Source organism: Curtobacterium sp. SL109 (genome assembly GCF_026672405.1).
In the GTDB taxonomy this organism is placed as follows: Bacteria; Actinomycetota; Actinomycetes; order Actinomycetales; family Microbacteriaceae; genus Curtobacterium.
The window spans coordinates 2,556,373-2,578,108 of sequence record NZ_JAPPRB010000002.1 but is presented as its reverse complement, the minus strand read 5'-3'; the positions used below and the strand labels follow the sequence as shown (position 1 = coordinate 2,578,108).

Sequence of the window (21,736 nt, the reverse complement as noted above, 5' to 3'; positions counted from 1 at the left end):
GAGCGGACCTCCTGGAGGTGGAGTGGAGCGGGTCACCAGCGCGCGGACGGCGCGCCGGACGACCGGACACGATCAGGCATCCACTGTAGGCCCCTCGGGCGGGTCGGCCCCGCGCCGGCCGCCGGTAGACTCGACGCCCGTGACTGCGCATCCCCCCGCCCTCGTCCAGCCCGCAGCCGTGCTGTGGGACATGGACGGCACGATCATCGACACCGAGCCGATCTGGCAGCAGTCCCAAGTGGAGCTGACCGGTCGCTACGGCGCCACCTGGACCCACGAGGACGGCCTGTCCCTCGTGGGCAGCGGGCTCGAGCGCTCGGGGGAGATCCTCCGCGACCGTGGCGTCGACATGGAGGTCGAGGAGATCGTGCAGTGGATGACCTCCTACGTGATGGAACGCCTGCAGGGCGACGACCTGCCGTGGCGCCCCGGTGCCCGCGAGCTCGTCGAGGAACTGCACACCCGCGGCATCCCGACCGCCCTGGTCACGATGTCCCGCCGCACCATGGCGCTCGTGGCCGCCGACGCCCTCGCCGACCACGCGTTCCGCGTCGTCGTCGCCGGTGACGACGTCGAGCACCCGAAGCCGCACCCCGAGGCCTACCTCCGTGCCGCCGCCGAGCTCGGTGTCGACGCCACGGCCTGCGTCGCGATCGAGGACTCCGCCACCGGCGTCGCCGCCGCCGTCGCGTCCGGTGCCGTCACGATCGCGGTCGAGCACATCGTCCCGCTCCCCGAGACCGCCGGGGACGTCTACCTGACGTCGCTGGCCGGCATCGACGTGGACCGGCTGGTCGAGCTGACGTCGCCGGCGCTGGCTGCGCGCGCCGGTGGGTCGTCCGCGTCGTCGGCACCCGCGTCGTCTCGGCCTGGAGGCCCTGGTGCCGTGGACCGGGCCGCCACCGACACCGAGGGGGTCACCTCGTGAACGCCGAGCTCCCCGACACGACCGGACTGCCGCACACCGCCGGCGGTGCGCCGCACACCCCGCCGCGTGGCCCGTTCCGCGCCGGGGACCGCGTGCAGCTGACCGGACCGAAGGGCAAGCTCACGACGCTGTCCCTCGAGCCCGGCGTGATCTACCACACGCACCGCGGCATGCTCGCGCACGATGACGTCATCGGGCAGCCCGACGGATCGGTCATCACCGCGAGCTCCGGCGACGAGTACCTGGCGCTGCGCCCCCTGCTCAACGACTACGTGATGTCGATGCCCCGTGGCGCGGCGATCGTCTACCCGAAGGACGCCGCCCAGATCGTCGCCTTCGCGGACGTCTTCCCCGGTGCCCGCGTGGTCGAGGCCGGCGTCGGCTCCGGGGCACTCTCGCTCTGGCTGCTCCGCGCGATCGGTCCGACCGGCCGCCTGCAGTCGTTCGAGCGTCGTGACGAGTTCGCCGAGATCGCCCGTGGCAACGTCGGCACCTTCCTCGGCGCCGTGCCGGACAACTGGAGCGTGACGGTGGGCGACCTCGTCGAGGAGCTCCCCGGAGCCGTCGAGGAGCAGAGCATCGACCGGGTCGTCCTCGACATGCTCGCGCCGTGGGAGTGCGTGGACGCCGCCGCGGACGCCCTCGTCCCCGGTGGCCTCATCGTCTGCTACGTCGCGACGGTCACCCAGCTGTCCCGCACGGCCGAGGCGCTCCGCGACACCGGACGCTTCACGGACCCGCAGTCGAGCGAGACCCTGGTCCGCACCTGGCACGTCGAGGGCCTCGCCGTCCGGCCGGACCACCGCATGGTCGGACACACCGGGTTCCTCGTGACCGCGCGTCGCCTGGCCGACGGTGTCGTGCTCCCGAACCTCAAGCGCCGCGCGAGCAAGGCCGAGTTCTCCGACGAGGACGTCGAGGCCTGGACCCCCGGGGCCGTCGGCGACCGGACCGCGAGCGACAAGAAGCTCCGCAAGGTCGCGCGTCAGGCGGCCACACAGGCCCGCAAGGTCGCCGCTGCCGAGGCCGGCAGCCCGGCCGAGACCGATGGTGGCGACCGGTAGGCTTCCGCTGTCGCTCGTCCTGCATCGAACGGAAAGAGGGTCCGTGCGCACCATCCCCGCACTCCTGGTCACCATCGGACTGGCCGCGTCGCTGACCGCGTGCGCGTCGAGCGGCGCGGGCACGTCCCCGACGAGCTGTGACGCCCCCGGGCCTGCGTCCGAGGCCGTCACCGCGTCCGGCCGCTTCGGTGCCGAGCCGAAGGTGAACATCCCGACAGGCCTCACGACCAAGGGCACGCAGGTCTCGGTCCTCAGGCAGGGTGAGGGCCGCCGCATCGACGACGGCACCCCGGTGCTCATCGAGTACACGCTCGTCGACGGCGCCACCGGCAAGGTCGCGCAGACCAGCGGGTACACCGGCAAGACCGCCCCGATCACCGCGGGGTCGTCGAACGCCGGGGCCCTGGGCGACGCCCTGCAGTGTGCGAACGTCGGGGACCGCCTCGCGGTGGCGCTGCCGCAGAGCGCGCTGGCGAGCGGCGCGAAGGCCACGAAGAAGACCGAGGACGCCGTCGTCGCCGTCATCGACGTCAAGCGCGCGTACGACGCCCGTGCCACCGGCACCCCGCAGGTCGCCGCGGACGGCATGCCCGCGGTCGTGCTCGCGCCGGACGGAGCGCCCGGCATCACGGTGCCCTCGACCACGGCGCCGAAGGGCGACGAGACCCACCTGCTCCGCAAGGGCTCCGGCGCGGTCCTGACCGCGAAGGACACCGCGGTCATCAAGTACACCGCCGTCACGTGGGGCGAGGACTCCACCGTCGCCGGCTCGAGCTGGACCGACGGCACGGGTGCGCAGACCGTCCCGCTCACCAAGGGACAGGTGCAGGAAGGCGTCCGGAACGCCATCGTCGGCAGCCGCGTCGGCGACCAGGTGCTCGCCGTCGTCCACCAGCAGGGCATCGCCTACGCGTACGTCATCGACGTCCTCGGGGTCATGCCGTCCTGATCACCGGAACGGCCCCACGGACGGCCCTGAGCGACTGTCCACCACCTCGCGCGAGGGTGCACTCCTGCACCCTCGCGCTGCCGTAGGATCGGCTCGTGCCAGCCACCCGTGTGCCCCGCGTACCGGCGGAAGAACGCCTGTTCAGCCTCGTGCTCGCGCTGCTCTCGACCGAAGCCGGGCTGACCAAGTCGGAGATCCTGGCGAACGTACAGGGCTACCGGCAGCGGTTCACCACCGGCGGTGACAACGCCTCGCTGGAGCGCCAGTTCGAGCGCGACAAGGACGACGTCCGCGAGCTCGGCATCCCGCTCGAGACCATCGAGACCCCGGGTGCTGCCGGCAACAACCAGACGCTCCGCTACCGGATCCCCAAGGGCGAGTACGACCTGCCGCTCGACGTCCGCTTCACCCCGGACGAGTCCGCGCTGCTCTCCCTCGCCGCGATGGCCTGGCGAGAAGGCGCCCTGTCGTCCGACTCCCGCCGCGGCCTGCTCAAGGTCCGGTCGGCCGGGGACGACGAGGGGTCGGGTGAGGCCTTCGGCATCGACGCCTACGCCCCGCGCCTCCGCACCCGTGACGCCGCCTTCGAGCCGCTCCGTGCCGCGCTCGACCGCGCCGCCGGCGTCCGCTTCGACTACATCACCCCCGGCGAGCACGAGCCCCGCCGCCGCGAGCTCCACCCGATGGCGCTCGTGCAGCACGGCGGTCGCTGGATGCTCACGGGGTACGAGCCCTCGACCGACGGCGTGAAGAACTACCTGCTGTCCCGGATCGTCGGCCCGGTCACCTCGTTCCAGGCCGGTCAGCACCCGGCGCCGGCGGGGGCCGGGGAGCGCGCCCTGACCGAGCTCGACCGGCTCTGGTCCGAGCGCACCGCCACCGTCGCCGTGCAGCTCGGCTCGGACGCCGAACGCCGGCTCGCCCGCCGCCGCGACACCACCACCACGACCGACGGCGCCCTGGTCATCCACTACGTCGACCCGCAGATCCTCGCCGAGGAGCTCGCCGCCTTCGGGCCGGAGCTGCGCGTGCTCGAACCGGACGAGGTCCGCGAGCGCGTCGTCGCACGGCTCCGCGCACTCGTCGCCGACCACGCCGAGGGAGCGCTCCGTGGCTGACACCCAACCGTTGCAGGCCCAGGACAAGCTCGCGTTCCTGCTCGCCCTCGTGCCGTACCTCATCGACCGCGAGCGCGTCTCCGTGGCCGAGGCCGCCCGGCACTTCGGTGTGCCCGAGGCCCGCATCCGCCGTGCCGTCGAGCTCATCGCGGTGTCCGGCATCCCCGGCGAGACCATGCAGTACCAGCACGGCGACCTGTTCGACATCGCGTGGGACGACTTCGAGCAGAACGCGATGATCGTGCTGACGAACCTCGTCGCGATCGACGACTCGCCGCGGCTCTCCGCCCGAGAGGCCTCGGCGCTCATCGCCGGGCTGCAGTACCTCTCCGCCCTGCCCGAAGCAGCCGACCGCGACGCCATCCGCGCGCTCATGGCCAAGCTGTCCCGCGGTGCCGGGGGAGCGGCCGCGAACGTCGCCGTCGGGCAGGAGCTCCACGACGCCACCCTGACGACGATCCGCCGCGCGATGTCCGAGTGCCGCGGGTTGGTCTTCGACTACGCCGGGCCCCGCAGCAAGGGCAGCACCCGACGGGTCGACGCCCTTCGGGTCGAGTCGATCGACACCGACTGGTACCTCCGCGCCTGGGACCTCGACCGCCAGGCGCTCCGGACCTTCCGCCTCGACCGGATGACGAACGCCCGCGTGGACGACCGCCCCGCCGAGCGCTCCATCGAGGACGTCGTCATCCCGGACACCCTCTTCCAGCAGAGCTCGAACGACGTCATCGTCACGCTCGAGCTCGACGCCTCGTCGTTGCCCCTCGTGGCCGACTTCCTCGCGGACACCGCCGACGCCCCCGACGACGGCGGCCGGGTGCGCATCCGGCTGGCCGCGTCCGCCGGGTTCGACGGCGTCGTCCGCCTCGTCGCCGGCCTGCCGGGTCGTGCCGTCGTGATCGACCCGCCCGCGGCGCGGGACGCGGTCCGCGACTTCGCGGCGTCGGCGCTCAGCGCCGACTGACCCGGGCCGACTGACCCGGGCTGACCGGCCCGAGCTGACTGACCCGAGCCTCCCGGCCGCGCCGCCACCGGTCACGACGCCCCGCAGGTCGAGCGGCGAGTGGGCACGATCCGTCGGTTGAGGCCGCCGGAGGCGACGGCTGGCGACCGCTCGGCGGACGTGAGCGGGGTGTCGTGACCACTCGCGCCGGCAGGCGGCCGCGCAGCGGCGGACGGGAGGCCCGTGGCGGCGCCGCACCGAGCCTCCCGTCCGCCGCGCCACCGGTCACAACGCCCCGTCGGTCGAGCGGCGAGTGGGCACGACCCGTCGGTCCGGGCCGCCGGAGGCGACGGCTGGCGACCGCTCGTCGGACGTGAGCGGGGTGTCGTGACCACTCGCGCCGGCAGGCGGCCGCGCAGCGGCGGACGGGAGGCCCGAGGCGGCGCCGCACCGAGCCTCCCGTCCGCCGCGCCACCGGTCGCCACACCCCGTCGGTCGAGCGGCGAGTGGGCACGATCCGCCGGTTCGGGCCGCCGGAGGCGACGGCTGGCGACCGCTCGGCGGACGTGAGCGGGGTGTCGTGACCACTCGCGCCGGCAGGCGGCCGCGCAGCGGCGGACGGGAGGCCCGTGGCGGCGCCGCACCGAGCCTCCCGTCCGCCGCGCCACCGGTCACAACGCCCCGTCGGTCGAGCGGCGAGTGGGCACGACCCGTCGGTCCGGGCCGCCGGAGGCGACGGCTGGCGACCGCTCGTCGGACGTGAGCGGGGTGTCGTGACCACTCGCGCCGGCAGGCGGCCGCGCAGCGGCGGACGGGAGGCCCGAGGCGGCGCCGCACCGAGCCTCCCGTCCGCCGCGCCACCGGTCGCCACACCCCGTCGGTCGAGCGGCGAGTGGGCACGATCCGTCGGTTCGGGCCGTCGGAGGCGACGGCTGGCGACCGCTCGGCGGACGTGAGCGGGGTGTCGTGACCACTCGCGCCGGCAGGCGGCCGCGCAGCGGCGGACGGGAGGCCCGTGGCGGCGCCGCACCGAGCCTCCCGTCCGCCGCGCTGTCCGACCTGTGCGTTCCCGGCTCACGCCGCGGACTGTCGGTCCCGCTGCCGTAGGATCGGGACATGGCTTCGACGACCGCGCGCGGGCGAGAGAAGCGGCAGGGTCGCCAGTCCAAGGAACCCGAAGGCCGCATGTCCCTCGGGCAGCACCTGATCGAGCTGCGCAACCGCCTGTTCAAGGCCGTGGTCGCAGTGCTCCTCGGGGCGGTGGGCGGCTGGTTCCTCACGCCGTTCGTGCTCGACTCGCTGCGGGCACCCGTGACCGAGCTCGCGAAGGTCGGCGGCCACACGGCCGAGCTGAACTTCCCGATGATCACGGGCGCGTTCGACCTCCGGCTGCAGATCGCGATCACCATCGGCGTCGTCATCGCCAGCCCGGTGTGGCTGTACCAGATCTGGGCGTTCATCGTCCCGGCGCTCGTGCGTCGTGAGAAGCAGTACGTCTGGGGCTTCCTCGGCACCGCGATCCCGCTGTTCTTCGCCGGCTGCTGGTTCGGCTGGTACGTCCTGCCGCACATCGTCGGCATCCTCGGCAGCTTCGTGTCCAGCCAGGACACCTCGATCGTCGACGCCAAGGCCTACTACGACTTCGTCATCAAGCTCATCGTGGCGGTCGGCATCGCGTTCGTCCTGCCGGTGTTCCTGGTGCTGCTGAACTTCGTCGGGGTGCTCTCCGCGAAGGCGATCATCAAGTCCTGGCGTGTGGCGATCCTCTGCATCCTCGTCTTCTGCGCCATCGTCACACCGAGTGCCGACGTCATCTCGATGTTCCTGCTCGCGGTCCCGATGGTCGTGCTCTACATCGCGGCGTGCGTCGTCACGTGGTTCCACGACCGCCGCCTGGCGAAGCGTCAGGCGAAGCTCGACGCCGAGTACGGACTGTGAGCGACACCGGGCTGAGCGCTGCCGAGCGCTTCCAGGCCGCCAGGATCCGCAACCGGTCGCGCAACCTCGAGCTGTTCCGCGCCGACCTCCGCTTCGACCTCGACCCGTTCCAGTTCGCCGCGTGCGACTCGCTCGACCAGGGCCGCAGCGTGCTCGTCGCGGCACCGACCGGCGCCGGCAAGACGATCGTCGCGGAGTTCGCGATCTGGCTGGCGATGCGGCAGCCCACGGCGAAGGTGTTCTACACGACGCCGATGAAGGCGCTGAGCAACCAGAAGTACCAGGAGCTCGTCGACGTCTACGGCGAGACCGAGGTCGGGCTGCTCACCGGCGACACGAACGTCAACCCGCGGGCACGGGTGGTCGTGATGACGACCGAGGTCCTCCGCAACATGATCTACGCGGACTCCGACCTGCTCGACGACCTCGCCTGGGTCGTCCTCGACGAGGTGCACTACCTGGCCGACCGGTTCCGCGGCGCAGTGTGGGAAGAGGTCATCCTGCACCTGCCGACCGAGGTCCGGCTCGTCAGCCTGTCCGCGACGGTGTCCAACGCCGAGGAGTTCGGCGACTGGCTGCAGACCGTCCGCGGTGAGACCGACGTCATCGTGTCGGAGGACCGCCCCGTCCCGCTGGAGCAGCACGTGCTCGTCGGGAACAAGATGGTCGACCTCTTCGACTCCTCCGGTGCCGCGGCGACCAACCGGGTGAACCCGGAGCTGCTGCGCCTGGTCGGCGGTGCCGCCCGCAACGAGGGCCGCGGCGGCGGACACCACGGCCGACGGGTTCGCGGTGGGTACCCGGAACGCCGCGGGCCGCGCACCGAGAAGCTGCACCGCGAGCACATCGCCCGGATGCTCGACGAGCGCATGCTCCTGCCGGCGATCTTCTTCGTGTTCAGCCGCGCCGGCTGCGACCAGGGCGTCCGGCAGGTCCTGCGCTCAGGTGTCTCGCTCACCACCTCGCAGGAACGCAACGAGATCCGGGAGACCGCCGAGTACCACTGCCGCACGCTCCTCGACGAGGACCTCGCCGTGCTCGGCTACTGGGAGTGGCTCGAGGGCCTCGAGCGCGGGGTCGCCGCCCACCACGCGGGCATGCTGCCCGCGTTCAAGGAGGTCGTCGAGGACCTCTTCCAGCGCAAGCTGCTCAAGGTCGTCTTCGCGACGGAGACCCTGGCGCTCGGCGTCAACATGCCCGCGCGCACGGTCGTCCTCGAGAAGCTCGAGAAGTTCAACGGCGAAGCCCGCGTCCCGATCACGCCGGGGGAGTACACCCAGCTGACGGGCCGCGCCGGTCGCCGGGGCATCGACGTCGAGGGCCACTCGGTCATCCAGTGGTCGGACGGCCTCGAGCCGCAGGCGGTCGCGTCCCTCGCCAGCCGTCGGACGTACCCGCTCAACTCCTCGTTCAAGCCGACGTACAACATGGCCGTGAACCTCATCGACCAGTTCGGCCGGCAGCGCACCAGAGAGGTCCTCGAGACCTCGTTCGCGCAGTTCCAGGCGGACCGCTCCGTCGTCGACCTCGCGCGGAAGGTGCGGTCGCAGCAGGAGTCGCTCGACGGCTACCAGAAGTCCATGCAGTGCCACCTCGGCGACTTCACAGAGTACGCGGCACTCCGTCGGGAGCTCTCCGACCTCGAGCGCTCCAACGTCCCCGGCGGCCGTGAAGCCTCGCACGGTGCCCGCGCCGAACGCCAGGCCTCGATCACCGAGGTCCGGCGCGCGCTGCAGCGGCACCCCTGCCATGCCTGCCCGGACCGCGAAGCCCACGCCCGCTGGGCCGAGCGCTGGTACAAGCTCAAGCGCGTCAACGACAAGCTCGTCCAGCAGATCCGGTCGCGCACCGGTGCCGTCGCGACGACGTTCGACCGCGTCACCGACGTGCTGCTGCAGCTCGGCTACCTCGTGCCCACGGACGACGGCACCGGCGAGGCCACCGTCGCCGCCGGTGGCCGTCGACTCCAGCGCATCTACGGTGACCGCGACCTGCTCGTCGCCGAGTGCCTCGAAGCCGGGGTCTGGAAGGAACTGACGCCGGGGCAGCTCGCCGCGATGGCCGCGACGATCGTCTACCAGCCCCGCCGCGAGGACGCGCCCGGCACCGAGCACGCCCTGCCCCGCGGTGCGTTCCGCCCGGCGCTCGACCAGACGCTGACGATCTGGGCCCGGCTCGACGACGTGGAGCGGGACGCCCGCCTTGCCGGGTCGCAGCCGCCCACGCCGGCGATCGCGCTCGGCATGTTCCGCTGGGCCTCGGGCTCGGCCCTCGACGACGTCCTCCGCGCCCTCGACCTGGCTGCCGGCGACTTCGTCCGGTGGTCCAAGCAGGTCATCGACCTCCTCGACCAGATCAAGAACGCCGGAGACCCCGACCTCGCCGAGACCGCCCGCCGTGCGACCGACGCGGTCCGCCGCGGCATCGTCGCGTACGCGACGGTCTGACGGGAGGCCCGGTGACCGTCCGCGAGTCCGTCGCGCCTCCGCGAGACGGTGACGTCCCACCGCGAGGCCCAGGCGCGTCCGGGACACCGCCGGTCCCGACGGTGTCCGGCGGCTTCGGCGGCGTCGCCGGGCCGTCACCCTTCACGGCGCTGCCGGTGCGCGTCGCGCTGCCGCTCGCGGTGATCGGCGGCGTGCTCTTCGCGCTCGCGTTCCCGACGCCCGGGTGGTGGTTCCTCGCCTACCCGGCTGTGGCGTGCACGCTCGTGGCCGCGATGGGCCAGACCTGGCGCCGCGCGGCGTGGATCGGCTACCTCGGCGGAGTGGCGTTCTGGGTGCCGGCGATCTCCTGGGCCGGACGCTACCTCGGACCGGTCCCGTGGCTGGCGTTGGCGCTGTTCGAGGCGGCCATGTTCGCCCTCGGCAGCGTGGCCCTCGCCCTCACGTACCGCTGGGTCGCCCGGGTGGTGACGACGACTGCGGGACGTGTGTGGGGCCTCCCGGCCGTGGTGGCCGCGATCTGGACCGGACGTGAGTGGTTCTCCGGGAGCTGGCCGTACGGCGGGTTCGCCTGGGGCCGCGTCGGGCTGTCGCAGTCCGAGAGTCCGTTCGCGCACCTGGCCGCCTACGTCGGTGTGCTCGGGGTGTCGTTCGTGGTCGTCTACTGCGTCGCCGTCGTCGTCTCGCTCGGACTCGTGGCGGGCGTCCGGCTCCGCATGCGGGTCGCGACGGCGGGCCTGCTCGTCGCCGCGGTGCTCGCCGTGCCCGCGTGGCCGACCGCCACCGACGGCACGATCCGCATCGAGTCCGTGCAGGGCAACGGCCCGGCGGGGTACTTCGACCGCGCCCAGCCGGGTGACGTCCTCCGGTCGCAGGTCGCCGCCACCGACGTCGACGCCCGCGGGGTCGACCTCGTGGTCTGGCCCGAGGCCTCGGCCGAGTACGACCCCCGAGCGCAGCCGGTCATCGCGAACGACCTGGACCAGGTCGTTCGCGGAGTCGGAGCCCCGATCGTCGCCGGCGCGATCACGCAGACGCCGTCCGGGGTGCTGCACAACACCTCGTTCGTGTGGACCGCCGACGGCTGGCAGTCCTCGTACGACAAGGTGCGCCCGGTGCCGTTCGGCGAGTACGTGCCCGACCGCTGGTTCTTCTCCAAGCTGGCACCGTCGCTCATCGGGCTGCTGCAGCGTGACTACACGCCGGGGACGAAGCCGAACGTGCTCTCCGTCGCCGGGGTCAAGGCGGGCATCGCGATCTGCTTCGACATCGTCGACGACGGCCTGACCGCCGACATGGCGCGCGGGGGAGCGCAGGTGATCCTCGCGCAGACGAACAACGCCGACTTCTCCGGGACCGACGAGAACCTGCAGCAGCTCGAGATCGCCCGGATGCGAGCCATCGAGAGCGGACGCTCGCTCGTGAACATCTCGACGGTCGGGGCCTCGCAGGTCATCGACCCGACCGGCCGGACGATCGACCGAGTGCCGGAGTACACCGCGACGTCGATGATCACCGACGTGCCCCTCGGCACCTCGACCACGCCCGCCACGGTGGCGTCCGGGTCGATCACCCTGGTGCTCTCCCTCGGCGGCCTGCTCGTGCTGCTCGCCTGCGCCCCGTGGCGTCGTCGTCGCCGCCGAGGTCCCGCCGGCGTCTGACCCTCCCCGGTCGCGGCACTGGGAACCCACTGTGAATGCGCCGGTCCCGGAACGGAAGCGCGTGGGACAGTGTTGGAACGGGGGAACGACGAGAGGAGTCCACCATGGCTGATCGGAGTCTCCGCGGCATGCGGCTCGGGAGTCAGAGTCTCCAGAGCGAAGAGGGCGTCGAGCTCTCAGATCGCAAGCGTGCGGTGTACCAGGCGGCGACGGGCGAGACCTTCGACGTGGTGTTCTCGGCCGACGCCGAGGTCCCGCAGAGCTGGTCCGACCCGCGCAGCGGTTTCGAGGGACGCCTGCTCGGCGACGACGGCGTGCCCGTCGAGGTCGCGGCAGAGGACGTCAAGGCACCGCGAACGCACTGGGACATGCTGCTCGAGCGGCGGTCCCGCGAGGAGCTCGAGGAACTGCTGCAGGAACGTCTGCAGTTCCTCCGCGCTCGACGCGGCGCCTGACCTGCAACGAGTGACGGCCCGCTCCCCTGATCGGGGAGCGGGCCGGCGTCGTTGGTGGACGGTTCCTGCTACTGCTGCCGCTGCTGGTCGTCACCGTCGCGGAGCTGCGCGCGGGTGGCGTCGGCGGCAGCGGCGAGCTTCTCCTCGACGCTGCGGTTCGACTCGGCCAGACGCTCGTCGAGCACGGAGTCCGGGATGATGTCCGATGCGGGAGCGTTCGCCCGCGTCGCCGCCGAGGTGTTCGTGCCGTCGGCCGCGGCGCTGTTCGCCAGGCTCTCGTTCGCGAGCTGCGAGATCTTCGCGAGGAAGTCGCTGCCGCCAGCTGCACCCGCCGCGCCGCCGGCCGCCGAGCCACCGGTCGACCCACCAGCAGGTGCGCCGCCCATGCGGGGTGCGGTGAAGCCCTTCGCGATGCCGGACAGGGCCTCGGTGAACTCGCTGGGGATCATCCACACCTTGTTCGCGGTGCCCTCGGCGATCTTCGGGAGCATCTGCAGGTACTGGTACGACAGGAGCTTCTCGTCCGGGTCGCCGACGTGGATGGCGTCGAAGACCGTCGCGATGGCCTGGGCTTCACCCTCGGCGCGGAGGACCTGCGCCTTGGCGGCACCCTCGGCCTGCAGGATCGCCGCCTGACGGGCACCCTCGGCCTCGAGGATCTGGGACTGCTTGGTGCCCTCGGCCTGCAGGATCGCGGCGCGTCGGTTCCGCTCGGCACGGAGCTGCTGCTCCATCGCGTCGACGATCGACACGGGCGGCTCGATGGCCTTGAGCTCGACTCGGCCCACGCGGATGCCCCACTTGCCGGTGGCCTCGTCGAGCACGACGCGCAGCTGGCCGTTGATGTTGTCGCGGCTGGTCAGGGCCTCTTCGAGGTTCAGGCCACCGACCACGTTGCGGAGCGTGGTGGTCGTGAGCTGCTCGACGGCGCCGAGGTAGTTCGCGATCTCGTACGTCGCCGCACGGGCGTCGGTCACCTGGAAGTAGACGACCGTGTCGATCGAGACGACGAGGTTGTCCTCGGTGATGACGGGCTGCGGCGGGAAGGACACGACCTGCTCGCGCATGTCGAGCAGCGGCCGGAGCCGGTCGATGAACGGCACCAGCAGGTTCAACCCTGGGGTGAGGGTCTTGTGGTACTTGCCCAGTCGTTCGACCACGCCGGCCGTCGCCTGGGGGACGATCCGGATCGCCTTGGCGAGGACGACGATCACGAAGATGACGATGACGGCGATCAGTACGAAGAGCACGATCGTCCCGGGTGCGAGGGTCATTGAGCTGCCTTCTGTTGGATGCGGACGACGGCGGTCGAGCCCTCGATGGACTCGACGACGACGCCGGTGCCGAGCGGCGGGGTGCGGTCGGGAGCGGCTGCGTCGATGCGCGCGCTCCAGGTCTCGCCGTTGGCCAGGCGGACCTGACCGGGTGCTGTGGTGGTGAACGCGACCGCGACCGTGCCGGGCATGCCGACGAGGCCTTCCATCCCGGTGCGGCGCGGGTCAGCGCCGCGGCCGAGGGCGGCGAGCACGCGGGGCCGCACCAGCGAGAGCAGCACGAGCGCGAGGACCGCGGCGATGATCGTGGAGAGCCACCACGGGGCGCCGACCAGGGCGGCGATCAACCCACCGGCGGCTCCTGCGGCCAGCATGATGAAGATGAAGTCGAGCGTGAAGACCTCGACCACCCCCAGCACGAGGACCAGTGCGATCCAGACGATCGTCTGGACCCATTCGGTGATGTGCACGCGAGCTCCCTCCCTGTGTCGCGACGGCACCGCGACGCCGCGGAGCCGGTTCAACTCCGTTCAACATATCGGACGACCACCGACATCTCGCAGGGGATTGGTAGGCTCGCTGCGGTCGACCGGACCCTTCGAACAGGAGAACAGCACTGTGAGCAACCCCCTCGCCCCCGGAGCACTCACCGGCACGCGCGCCCTCGTCACCGGGTCCTCCCGCGGCATCGGCGCCGACACCGTCGGGTACCTGGCAGAGGCCGGCGCGAAGGTCGTCGTGAACTACCGCAACAAGGCCCGTCGTGCCGAGCAGATCGCCGAGCGGGTCGTCGCTGCGGGCGGGGACGCCCTCGCCGTGGGCGCGGACCTCACCGACCACGACTCCGTGCAGGCCATGGTCGACACCGTGGTGCAGGCCTGGGGTGGCATCGACCTGCTCGTGCTCAACGCCTCCGGCGGCATGGAGTCGGGCATGGGCGACGACTACGCGCTCCGGCTGAACCGTGACGCCCAGGTCGACATGCTCCAGACCGCCGTGCCGCACATGCCCGCCGGCTCCCGCGTCGTCTTCGTCACGAGCCACCAGGCCCACTTCGTCGAGACCGCCGAGACGCTGCCCGAGTACGTGCCGGTCGCCAAGAGCAAGCGCGCCGGCGAACTCGCCCTGCGCGAGCTCGTCCCGCAGCTCGAAGCCGCCGGCATCGAGTTCGTCGTGGTCTCCGGCGACATGATCGAGGGCACCATCACCGCCACGCTCCTGAACCGGATCAACCCCGGCGCGATCGAGGGCCGCCGTCAGGAGGTCGGCAAGCTCTACAGCGTCTCGGAGTTCGCCGCGGAGATCGCCCAGGCCGCCGTCGACCCGGTCCCCGCGGACCACACCCGCCTGGTCGGCGACGTGAGCGGCTTCGTCGGCTGACGCACCACCCGGTCACGCCGCGTCCGCTAGCGTCGACGGCGTGACTGCCACGCCCGGCCTGCGCCGAACCTCCCGGATCCTGCTCCTCGACCCGGAGGGGCGCGTGTTCTTGATGGACACCAACGCGCCGTCCTCCGACGGTGCCCACCGCTGGATCACGCCGGGCGGCGGTGTCGACCCGGGGGAGTCGCACCGCGACGCCGCGATCCGCGAGCTCCGCGAGGAGACGGGCATCGTCATCTCGGACCCCGGTGAGCCGGTCTGGTCCTGGGACTTCGACGTCACGTGGGACCAGGCCGACCACGACCGCGGCCACTCCGAGTTCTACGTGGTGCGCACCCCGGGCTTCTCGCTCTCGAGCGAGGAGTGGACCGAGGACGAGCGCGTCGACATCCTCGACGCCCGGTGGTGGACGGCGGACGAACTCGACGCCACCGACGAGCCGTTCGAGCCGCGGGAGCTGCCCGACCTGGTCCGGCGGTTCACTCCCGAGGGGTGAGGACGCAGAACTCGTTGCCCTCGGGGTCGGTGAGGACGACCCACGGGACGTCCTGCTGTCCCACGTCGGCACGGGCGGCACCCCGGGCGACCAGGGCGTCGACCGCGTCCTGCAGCGACTCGTCGGGCGCGGGTGCCAGGTCGATGTGCAGGCGGTTCTTGACCGTCTTCGCCTCGGGCACGGGGACGAAGACGAGTCCCTGCGGCTGCTGCTCCCGCGGGACGGTGCCGGCGAGCTCGTCGGCGAAGGGCGGCGCGATGACCGCCTCGTCGCCGTCCTCGGACTCGTACACGAGCGGCCAACTGAGGGTCTCACCCCACCAGCGGGCGAGGGCCGCGGGGTCGCGGCTGTCGATGACGATCGAGTACCAACGGAGTGCCATGGCGCCAGCATGGCGGTTCTCCACAGCGTCGTCCAGAGCCCTTCGCGCGGCGGACCGGTACCGCTACCCTGACGCGCATGGACACCAGCACGGGGCACGTCGCCGACAGCCACGACCGCATCCGCGTGCGTGGTGCGCGCGAGAACACGCTGCGTGACGTCGACGTCGACCTGCCGAAGCGCCGGCTGACCGTGTTCACCGGGGTGTCCGGGTCGGGCAAGAGCTCGCTCGTCTTCGGCACCGTCGCCGCGGAGTCGCAGCGGATGATCAACGAGACCTACAGCGCGTTCGTGCAGGGGTTCATGCCGTCGCTCGGCCGTCCGGACGTCGACCTGCTCGACGGTCTGACGACGGCGATCGTCGTCGACCAGGAACGCATCGGCGCCGACCCCCGCTCCACGGTGGGCACCGCGACGGACGCCAGCGCGATGCTCCGGCTCCTCTTCAGTCGACTCGGTCAGCCGCACATCGGCGGGCCGAACGCGTTCTCGTTCAACCTCGCGACGGTCACCGCTGGTGGCGCCATCACCGTGCAGCGTGGGACGGAAGCGAAGGCGGAGAAGGTCTCGTTCAGCCGACTCGGCGGGATGTGTGCCCGGTGCGAAGGCCGGGGGAGCGTCAGCGAGATCGACCTGACCCAGCTCTTCGACGACTCCCGCGCGCTGGACGACGGCGCGCTGACCGTGCCGGGCTACGGCACGGACGGCTGGAACGTGCGGATGTACGCCGAGTCCGGCTACTACCCCGGCGACAAGCCGATCCGTGACTTCACCGAGCAGGAGCGGCAGGACTTCCTGTACCGCGAGCCCACCAAGCAGAAGATCGCGGGCATCAACATGACGTACGAGGGCCTCGTGCCCCGCGTCCGCCGGTCACTGCTGCAGAAGGACCGCACGGCGATGCAGCCGCACATCCGCGCCTTCGTCGACCGGGCGGTGACGTTCACCACGTGCCCGGACTGCGACGGTACGCGGCTCAACGACGTCGCACGGTCGTCGAAGATCGACGGGAAGGACGTCGCCCAGGTCGCCGCGATGCAGATCACCGACCTCGCCGCCTGGCTGCACGGCCTCGACGAGCCGTCGGTCGGACCGCTGCTCGACGGGCTCCGCGACGCCGTCGACGCCTTCGTCGAGATCGGGCTCGGCTACCTGTCCCTCGACCGTCCCACCGGCACGCTCTCCGGGGGCGAAGGGCAGCGCGTGAAGATGGTGAAGCACCTCGGCTCCTCGCTCAGCGACATCACCTACGTCTTCGACGAACCGAGCACGGGGCTGCACCCGCACGACATCGAGCGGATGAACCGGCTGCTGCTGCGCCTCCGCGACAAGGGCAACACCGTGCTGGTCGTCGAGCACAAGCCGGAGGTCATCGCGATCGCCGACCACGTCGTCGACCTCGGTCCCGGAGCGGGCACCGGCGGCGGCACGCTCTGCTACCAGGGACCGGTCGACGGCCTCCGCGCGAGCGGCACGGTGACGGGTCGCCACCTGGACGACCGCGTCGCCGTCAAGCCGACCGTGCGGCAGCCCACGGGCGTCATCGAGATCCGCGGCGCCGACCAGCACAACCTGCAGGACGTCGACGTCGACGTGCCGCTCGGGGTCCTGACCGTGGTGACGGGCGTCGCCGGGTCCGGCAAGAGCACGCTCGTGCACGGGTCGCTGTCCCACCGAGACGACGTCGTCACCGTCGACCAGAGCGGCATCCGGGGGTCGCGGCGCAGCAACCCCGCCACGTACACCGGGCTGCTCGAACCCGTCCGCAAGGCCTTCGCGAAGGCGAACGGCGTCAAGCCCGCGCTGTTCAGCGCCAATTCCGAGGGTGCCTGCCCCGCGTGCAACGGCGCTGGCGTCATCTACACGGACCTCGGGATGATGGCTGGCGTCTCCACCACCTGCGCGGAGTGCGAGGGGCGCCGGTTCGACCAGTCGGTCCTCGCGTACCGGCTCGGTGGCAAGGACATCAGCGAGGTGCTGGCGATGTCCGTCGCCGAGGCCCTCGGCTTCTTCGGTGCCGGGGACTCCCGCCTCCCGGCCGCGCACACCCTGCTCACCCGGCTCGCCGACGTCGGGCTCGGCTACCTGACGATCGGCCAGCCACTCACCACGCTCTCGGGCGGGGAACGGCAGCGCCTGAAGCTCGCGACGCACCTCGGGGAGCCCGGCGGTGTGATCGTCCTCGACGAGCCGACCACCGGCCTGCACCTGGCGGACGTCGCCCAGCTGCTCGGCCTGCTCGACCGGATGGTGGACGCGGGCAGGACCGTCGTGGTGATCGAGCACCACCAGGCCGTGATGGCGCATGCCGACCACCTCATCGACCTCGGACCGGGCGCCGGGCACGACGGCGGGCAGGTCGTGTTCCAGGGCACGCCGGCCGCGCTGGTCGCCGCACGGTCGACCCTGACGGGGCAGCACCTGGCGGCCTACGTCGGCGCCTGACGCCCGTGGCGTGGGTGCGGCGCCTCGCGCGCTGCGCGCCACGGGGCGCGCAGCGTCGGCGGCCGGCGAAGCCGTGGCGGCCGTGGCGCGACGTGACGTGGCATCGCCGATGTCGGCTCGAACCACGGAAGTCCCTGGTTCGAGCCGAGGTGCGTTGTGCGTCGCCATCGCGCGCCGCCCTGCGTAGGCAGGACGGGAGGCTCGGTGCCGGACCCGGGGTGAGCCTCCCGTGCGGCACCGGTGACCGATCGGCGCACCTCGCGCCCGTCCCCAGGTCGGCGCGCGTAGCGTCCCGCCCATGAGCTACAGCCAGCCGGATCCGGCAGAAGAGACCACGCAGGCAGACGCACCGGAGCAGCCGGACACGGCCTCCACCAACGTCGAGGAACAGGGCGAGGAACACGCCGCGCTCGAGATCGACGCGGACGACGTGCCGACCTCCGAGGCCTGAGCCCCGACACACCCACCGGACCGCGGTCTGGACGCGAGCACCCGCAGCGACGCGGTGCGGTGTCCGGGCCGCGGTCCTGTCATGCCCGGTGAGCGGCGAGAGCGGCCGAGCCGAGGTCCCACAGGGCGTCGGCCGCAGCCGGGTCGACCGACCAGGACGCCACCCCGGGCTCGGCGCCGTCCCCACCCTCGACGACCGGGGACTCCTGGCCGTCCTCGAAGTACCGCCCGGTGACCGCCGCCGTGACGGGCGACGCCGCGAGCATCACCTGGTCGGCGGCACCTTCCTCCGGGGTCTTGAACCAGTCCGGCGTGTGCAGCTGGCCGTCCTCCTCGTACACCCCCATGGCGCGGAGGGCGTCGGGGTCGACGTGGCGCTGGAGTCGGGTCCTGATCCAGCCGGGGGCCACGGCGTTGGCGGTGACGCCGAGCGGGGCCCAGCGGCGGGCGAGCCCGACCGCCAGGAGCACGCCCGCCGTCTTGGACTGTGCGTAGGCGACCCACGGGTCGTACGGCCGCTCGTGGAACTGCGGGTCGGCGAAGTCGACCGGGGCGAGGCGCTGCGCCCCGGAGCTCACGACGACGACCCGCGCACCGTGGGCCGCCTCGAGGTGCTCCTGCAGCCCCACTGCGAGGGCGAAGTGCCCGAGGTAGTTGGTGGCGAGCTGCAGTTCCCAGCCGTTGGCGGCCTCGCGGCGCTCGGGCAGGGCCATCACGCCGGCGTTCGCGAGGAGCCCGTCCACCGGCCCGCTCCACCCGTGGACGAAGTCCCGCACCGAGTCGAGGTCGGCGAGGTCGAGCTGCCGGACGTCGACGAGGTCGCCGAGCACCTGCACGTCGACGGTGTCGGGGTTGCGCGTCGCGATCGTGACCGATGCCCCCGCGGCGGCGAGGGCCTGCACGCTCGCCGCACCGAGGCCCGAACCACCGCCGGTCACGACGTACCGGCGTCCGGTGAGGTCGACGCCACGCAGGACGTCGGTCGCGGTGCTCCCGTGTCCGAAGGGGGTGCTGACGCGCTCGGCGTCGGTTCCGTGGTCCATGTGCTGTCCGTTCCGCTCATTGTTCGGACACGTTGTCCGAACAGTGTGTCCGAACAGTATCATCGAGGCATGCCCTCGATCACCCGTGGTCCCACGCGCACCACGACGCGTCGGACGGACACCCGCCAGCGCATCCTCGACGCCACGGAACGACTCCTCACCGCAGGCGGGTCGTTCACCGAACTGGGCGTGCTCCGCATCGTCGGTGAGGCCGGCGTCGCGCGGTCGAGCTTCTACGCCCACTTCGACGACAAGACGGACCTGCTGCTGGCACTCGCGCCGCAGCTCTCCGCCGTGGCGTACGACGCGCATGCTTCCTGGGACCCGACGGACGCGGACGCGTACTCCACCATGCTCGACGGCTTCACCGCGATCGTCACGCACTACCGCGACCACGCCGAGGTGCTGGCGGCGGTGCTCGAGGTCGCCGGGTACGACGAGCGCGTCGCTGCCCGGTGGGACGCCGAGGTCGCGGTCTTCCGACGGCGCGCAGAGGGCTGGCTCGCGGGGGAGCGGGACGCCGGGCGGACCTCGGCCGAGCTCGAGCCCCGTCCGGCGGCGCGCATCGTGGTCGACGGCGGGATGCGGGCCATCACCGACCAGGTGATCCGCGGCGACGCGTCCGAGGACGCGGCGTTCGCCACCGAGCTGACCGCCATCTGGTGGTACGGCGCCTACCGACGGCCGTCGCCGCCGGCCTGACAGGATCCGGACCCGCGGCAGGGGACCGCGCCGCGGACCGGACCGGACCTGCCGCACGGGGCCGCGCCGCGGGTCCGGATCCGCGTCCCGGAGACCCGTGGTTCCGCGGAGGTGCGACCCGGCACGGCCAGCGATCATCGACGAGCCCAGGGCGTCCGTCCGCAGGCACGGACCCGTCAGGAGAACGCATGCACCTCGAGCCGTGGGACCCGGACACGATCGACACCGTGGTGGACCTGCTCCAGCCCGCGTGGCCTGACGGGCAGGGGCACCGCATCCGTCCGAGGCTCCTCGCGGGCGCGCGACTCCACGGTGTGACCGAGGTGGCGAACGACGACGCGGGACGTCCGGTCGGGGTCGTCCACGTCTCGCTCGACCCGACGTACCCGGGCGTCGTCGGAGGAGCGGTCGGCGTGGCACTGGGGCACCGTGGCCAGGGCCTCGGTCGTGTGCTCGCGACGCGGGCCTCGGATCTCCTGCACGCCGGTGCCCGCCGGCCCGACGGTGACCCCGCACGCGTGCAGCTCGTCGTGCTGCCGGAGGAGTCCACCGTGGCGCAGCACCTCGCCGAGCAGCACGGCTTCCGGGTCTCGTCACGCAGTGTCGGGTGGACGGCCGACCTCGACGCACAGGCCGTCGCCACCCACCAGCGAGCACTGGACGACGTCCTCCGGGACACCGCTCTGTCGATCGAGACGGTCACGTGGGCGAGCCACCGCGACGTGATGTCCGACCTGACCGACCGCGTGACGCAGGGGCTGCCGCGAGCCACCGGCGCCGACGACGCCATCGACCCGTCGTCGGTGGGGGAGTTCTTCTTCGCCCCCGGGACCGTCTTCTTCATCGCCTGGCTGGACGGCGACGCCGTCGGGTACTCGGGAGTCAGCCCGTCGACGGACGGCACCGGGTGGTACGTCGAGTTCACCGGGGTCGTCCCGGTAGCCCGCGGTCGTGGGGTCGCGCGGGCCTTCAAGCACGCGCAGTTCGTGACCGCGGCGCGCTCGGGGGGCGGACGACTGTTCACCTTCAACGAGGAGCACAACGCCGCCGTCCTCGCCCTGAACGCCTCGTCGGGGATGCACCGGCGGGACGGGTACGTCGGGATGGTGCGGTGACCGACCGCGCCCGCGAACACGACCGCGGCCCGGACGGCGACCCCGACCGCGCCCGCCGCGGCACGTGGTTCCACCGACGACACGGTGGTGCCCCGACCACAGGCTGGGCACGAGCGACACGTCGTCGCCACCGGGAGGGAATGCCATGACCGACACAGAACAGTTCGACGCCGTCCACCGGATCGGTGCCTCGGCGATCGCCGACCCGGACGCCCAGCAGGCCGTCTGGTTCCTCGGCGCACTGATCCGCGAACGGATCGGTGGGTCGTCCACGGGCGACGCCCTCGCCGTCCTCGAGCACACCGGGCACCGTGGCTACAACAGCCCGATGCACCGCCACACGCGCGACGACGAGACGTTCGTGGTCCTCGACGGGCAGGTCGAGCTCACCGTCGACGGCGAGCACCACGTCGCCGAGGCCGGGTCGGCGATCTGGCTCGCGCGGCAGTCGCTGCACGGGTTCGTCGTCGCCAGCGCCGGCGCGAAGTTCCTGACGCTGCACACCCCGGCGGGCTTCGACCGGTTCACCGTCGAGGCGGGCGCCCCGGCCCGGGTCGACGAGGGCGAGCGCGCGATCCACCAGCCCGACTCCGTCGTCCCACCGTCGCCGGAGGAGCTGACACGGATCGCGGCGACCTACGGGATCGAGATCGTCGGTCCGCCGCCGGGCATCACGATCGCCTGACCGCCGCACCACCACCGCCGACGCCGCCCTGGTCGCCGCATGGGTCGTGGCGGCGGCCAGGACCCTGCACGGCGCGGTCGTCACCGGCGCGCTCCTCCAGGCCCCGAGCCCGTCGTGACGCGGCACGCGTCCGCAGCATCCAGGGCGCGGTGCGGCCTGCTCCGGACCGGCGACCGCCGGACGGGAGGCTCGGTGTGCGACCGCCACCGAGCCTCCAGTCCGGCGGGTGCTGCGGCAGACAGCCGCGACGCGCGCCGCCGCT

The 21,736-nt window shown here is 72.3% G+C and carries 20 protein-coding genes; 16 read left to right on the top strand and 4 right to left on the bottom strand.

Annotated elements, in window-relative coordinates:
* Positions 1 to 139: 139 nt before the first annotated feature.
* The 9 genes from OVA28_RS13765 to OVA28_RS13725 all read left to right on the top strand — a co-directional run bounded on the left by OVA28_RS13765 (position 140) and on the right by OVA28_RS13725 (position 11,500).
* Positions 140 to 928 carry an HAD family hydrolase gene (locus tag OVA28_RS13765; RefSeq protein WP_268097370.1) on the top strand — a complete coding sequence of 263 codons (789 nt, stop codon included), beginning with the start codon at positions 140 to 142 and terminating at the stop codon, positions 926 to 928.
* Positions 929 to 954: 26 nt separating this feature from the next.
* Positions 955 to 1,992, top strand: coding sequence for a tRNA (adenine-N1)-methyltransferase (locus OVA28_RS13760; protein WP_268098211.1), 1,038 nt, complete (start codon positions 955 to 957; stop codon positions 1,990 to 1,992).
* 43 nt (positions 1,993 to 2,035) lie between these two features.
* Positions 2,036 to 2,941: an FKBP-type peptidyl-prolyl cis-trans isomerase gene (locus OVA28_RS13755; RefSeq protein ID WP_194660500.1), complete on the top strand. Its 906-nt coding sequence runs from the start codon at positions 2,036 to 2,038 to the stop codon at positions 2,939 to 2,941.
* A gap of 95 nt (positions 2,942 to 3,036) precedes the next feature.
* A complete protein-coding gene (locus OVA28_RS13750) occupies positions 3,037 to 4,059 on the top strand; it encodes a helix-turn-helix transcriptional regulator (RefSeq protein WP_268097369.1) in 1,023 nt (340 codons plus the stop codon).
* Positions 4,052 to 5,023, top strand: a complete 972-nt coding sequence (locus tag OVA28_RS13745) for a helix-turn-helix transcriptional regulator (protein WP_194660502.1) — start codon at positions 4,052 to 4,054, stop codon at positions 5,021 to 5,023. The genes OVA28_RS13750 and OVA28_RS13745 overlap by 8 nt, the downstream gene beginning before the upstream one ends.
* A gap of 1,164 nt (positions 5,024 to 6,187) precedes the next feature.
* Positions 6,188 to 6,940: a twin-arginine translocase subunit TatC gene (tatC, locus tag OVA28_RS13740; RefSeq protein WP_194626190.1), complete on the top strand. Its 753-nt coding sequence runs from the start codon at positions 6,188 to 6,190 to the stop codon at positions 6,938 to 6,940.
* Positions 6,937 to 9,387 (top strand): DEAD/DEAH box helicase, encoded by a 2,451-nt coding sequence (locus tag OVA28_RS13735; protein WP_268097368.1) that lies wholly within the window; start codon positions 6,937 to 6,939, stop codon positions 9,385 to 9,387. Before tatC ends, OVA28_RS13735 begins: the two co-directional genes overlap by 4 nt.
* Positions 9,388 to 9,488: 101 nt before the next feature.
* Positions 9,489 to 11,045 carry an apolipoprotein N-acyltransferase gene (lnt, locus tag OVA28_RS13730; RefSeq protein ID WP_268097367.1) on the top strand — a complete coding sequence of 519 codons (1,557 nt, stop codon included), beginning with the start codon at positions 9,489 to 9,491 and terminating at the stop codon, positions 11,043 to 11,045.
* Between the two features lie 104 nt (positions 11,046 to 11,149).
* Positions 11,150 to 11,500 (top strand): RNA polymerase-binding protein RbpA, encoded by a 351-nt coding sequence (locus OVA28_RS13725; RefSeq protein ID WP_071275321.1) that lies wholly within the window; start codon positions 11,150 to 11,152, stop codon positions 11,498 to 11,500.
* A 68-nt stretch (positions 11,501 to 11,568) separates the two neighbouring features.
* Here OVA28_RS13725 and OVA28_RS13720 read toward each other — a convergent pair whose 3' ends face one another.
* Both OVA28_RS13720 and OVA28_RS13715 read right to left on the bottom strand, forming a co-directional pair.
* Entirely contained in the window at positions 11,569 to 12,774 is a 1,206-nt protein-coding gene (locus tag OVA28_RS13720) for an SPFH domain-containing protein (protein WP_268097366.1), read from the bottom strand.
* A complete protein-coding gene (locus tag OVA28_RS13715; RefSeq protein WP_268097365.1) occupies positions 12,771 to 13,244 on the bottom strand; it encodes an NfeD family protein in 474 nt (157 codons plus the stop codon). The genes OVA28_RS13720 and OVA28_RS13715 overlap by 4 nt, the downstream gene beginning before the upstream one ends.
* A 148-nt stretch (positions 13,245 to 13,392) precedes the next feature.
* On the opposite strand from OVA28_RS13715, the gene OVA28_RS13710 reads away from it, so the two are divergent.
* Both OVA28_RS13710 and OVA28_RS13705 read left to right on the top strand, forming a co-directional pair.
* Positions 13,393 to 14,154: an SDR family oxidoreductase gene (locus OVA28_RS13710; RefSeq protein ID WP_268097364.1), complete on the top strand. Its 762-nt coding sequence runs from the start codon at positions 13,393 to 13,395 to the stop codon at positions 14,152 to 14,154.
* Between the two features lie 40 nt (positions 14,155 to 14,194).
* Positions 14,195 to 14,653, top strand: coding sequence for an NUDIX hydrolase (locus tag OVA28_RS13705; RefSeq protein WP_194660507.1), 459 nt, complete (start codon positions 14,195 to 14,197; stop codon positions 14,651 to 14,653).
* On the opposite strand, the gene OVA28_RS13700 is transcribed toward OVA28_RS13705, so the two are convergent.
* A complete protein-coding gene (locus OVA28_RS13700; RefSeq protein WP_194660508.1) occupies positions 14,637 to 15,035 on the bottom strand; it encodes a VOC family protein in 399 nt (132 codons plus the stop codon). The genes OVA28_RS13705 and OVA28_RS13700 overlap by 17 nt on opposite strands.
* Positions 15,036 to 15,112: 77 nt before the next feature.
* Between OVA28_RS13700 and OVA28_RS13695 the strand changes: the two genes are divergently transcribed.
* Positions 15,113 to 17,479: an excinuclease ABC subunit UvrA gene (locus OVA28_RS13695; RefSeq protein WP_268097363.1), complete on the top strand. Its 2,367-nt coding sequence runs from the start codon at positions 15,113 to 15,115 to the stop codon at positions 17,477 to 17,479.
* Positions 17,480 to 17,777: 298 nt separating this feature from the next.
* Complete coding sequence (locus OVA28_RS13690; RefSeq protein ID WP_194660510.1) at positions 17,778 to 17,930, top strand: hypothetical protein; 153 nt, start codon at positions 17,778 to 17,780, stop codon at positions 17,928 to 17,930.
* A 79-nt stretch (positions 17,931 to 18,009) separates the two neighbouring features.
* On the opposite strand, the gene OVA28_RS13685 is transcribed toward OVA28_RS13690, so the two are convergent.
* A complete protein-coding gene (locus OVA28_RS13685) occupies positions 18,010 to 18,972 on the bottom strand; it encodes an SDR family NAD(P)-dependent oxidoreductase (RefSeq protein ID WP_268097362.1) in 963 nt (320 codons plus the stop codon).
* A gap of 69 nt (positions 18,973 to 19,041) precedes the next feature.
* On the opposite strand from OVA28_RS13685, the gene OVA28_RS13680 reads away from it, so the two are divergent.
* The 3 genes from OVA28_RS13680 to OVA28_RS13670 all read left to right on the top strand — a co-directional run bounded on the left by OVA28_RS13680 (position 19,042) and on the right by OVA28_RS13670 (position 21,474).
* Positions 19,042 to 19,674: a TetR/AcrR family transcriptional regulator gene (locus OVA28_RS13680; protein WP_268097361.1), complete on the top strand. Its 633-nt coding sequence runs from the start codon at positions 19,042 to 19,044 to the stop codon at positions 19,672 to 19,674.
* A gap of 188 nt (positions 19,675 to 19,862) precedes the next feature.
* Positions 19,863 to 20,789: a GNAT family N-acetyltransferase gene (locus OVA28_RS13675; RefSeq protein ID WP_268097360.1), complete on the top strand. Its 927-nt coding sequence runs from the start codon at positions 19,863 to 19,865 to the stop codon at positions 20,787 to 20,789.
* A 145-nt stretch (positions 20,790 to 20,934) separates the two neighbouring features.
* On the top strand, positions 20,935 to 21,474 hold the full coding sequence (locus OVA28_RS13670) for a cupin domain-containing protein (RefSeq protein WP_268097359.1): 540 nt from the start codon (positions 20,935 to 20,937) through the stop codon (positions 21,472 to 21,474).
* Positions 21,475 to 21,736 lie beyond the last annotated feature (262 nt).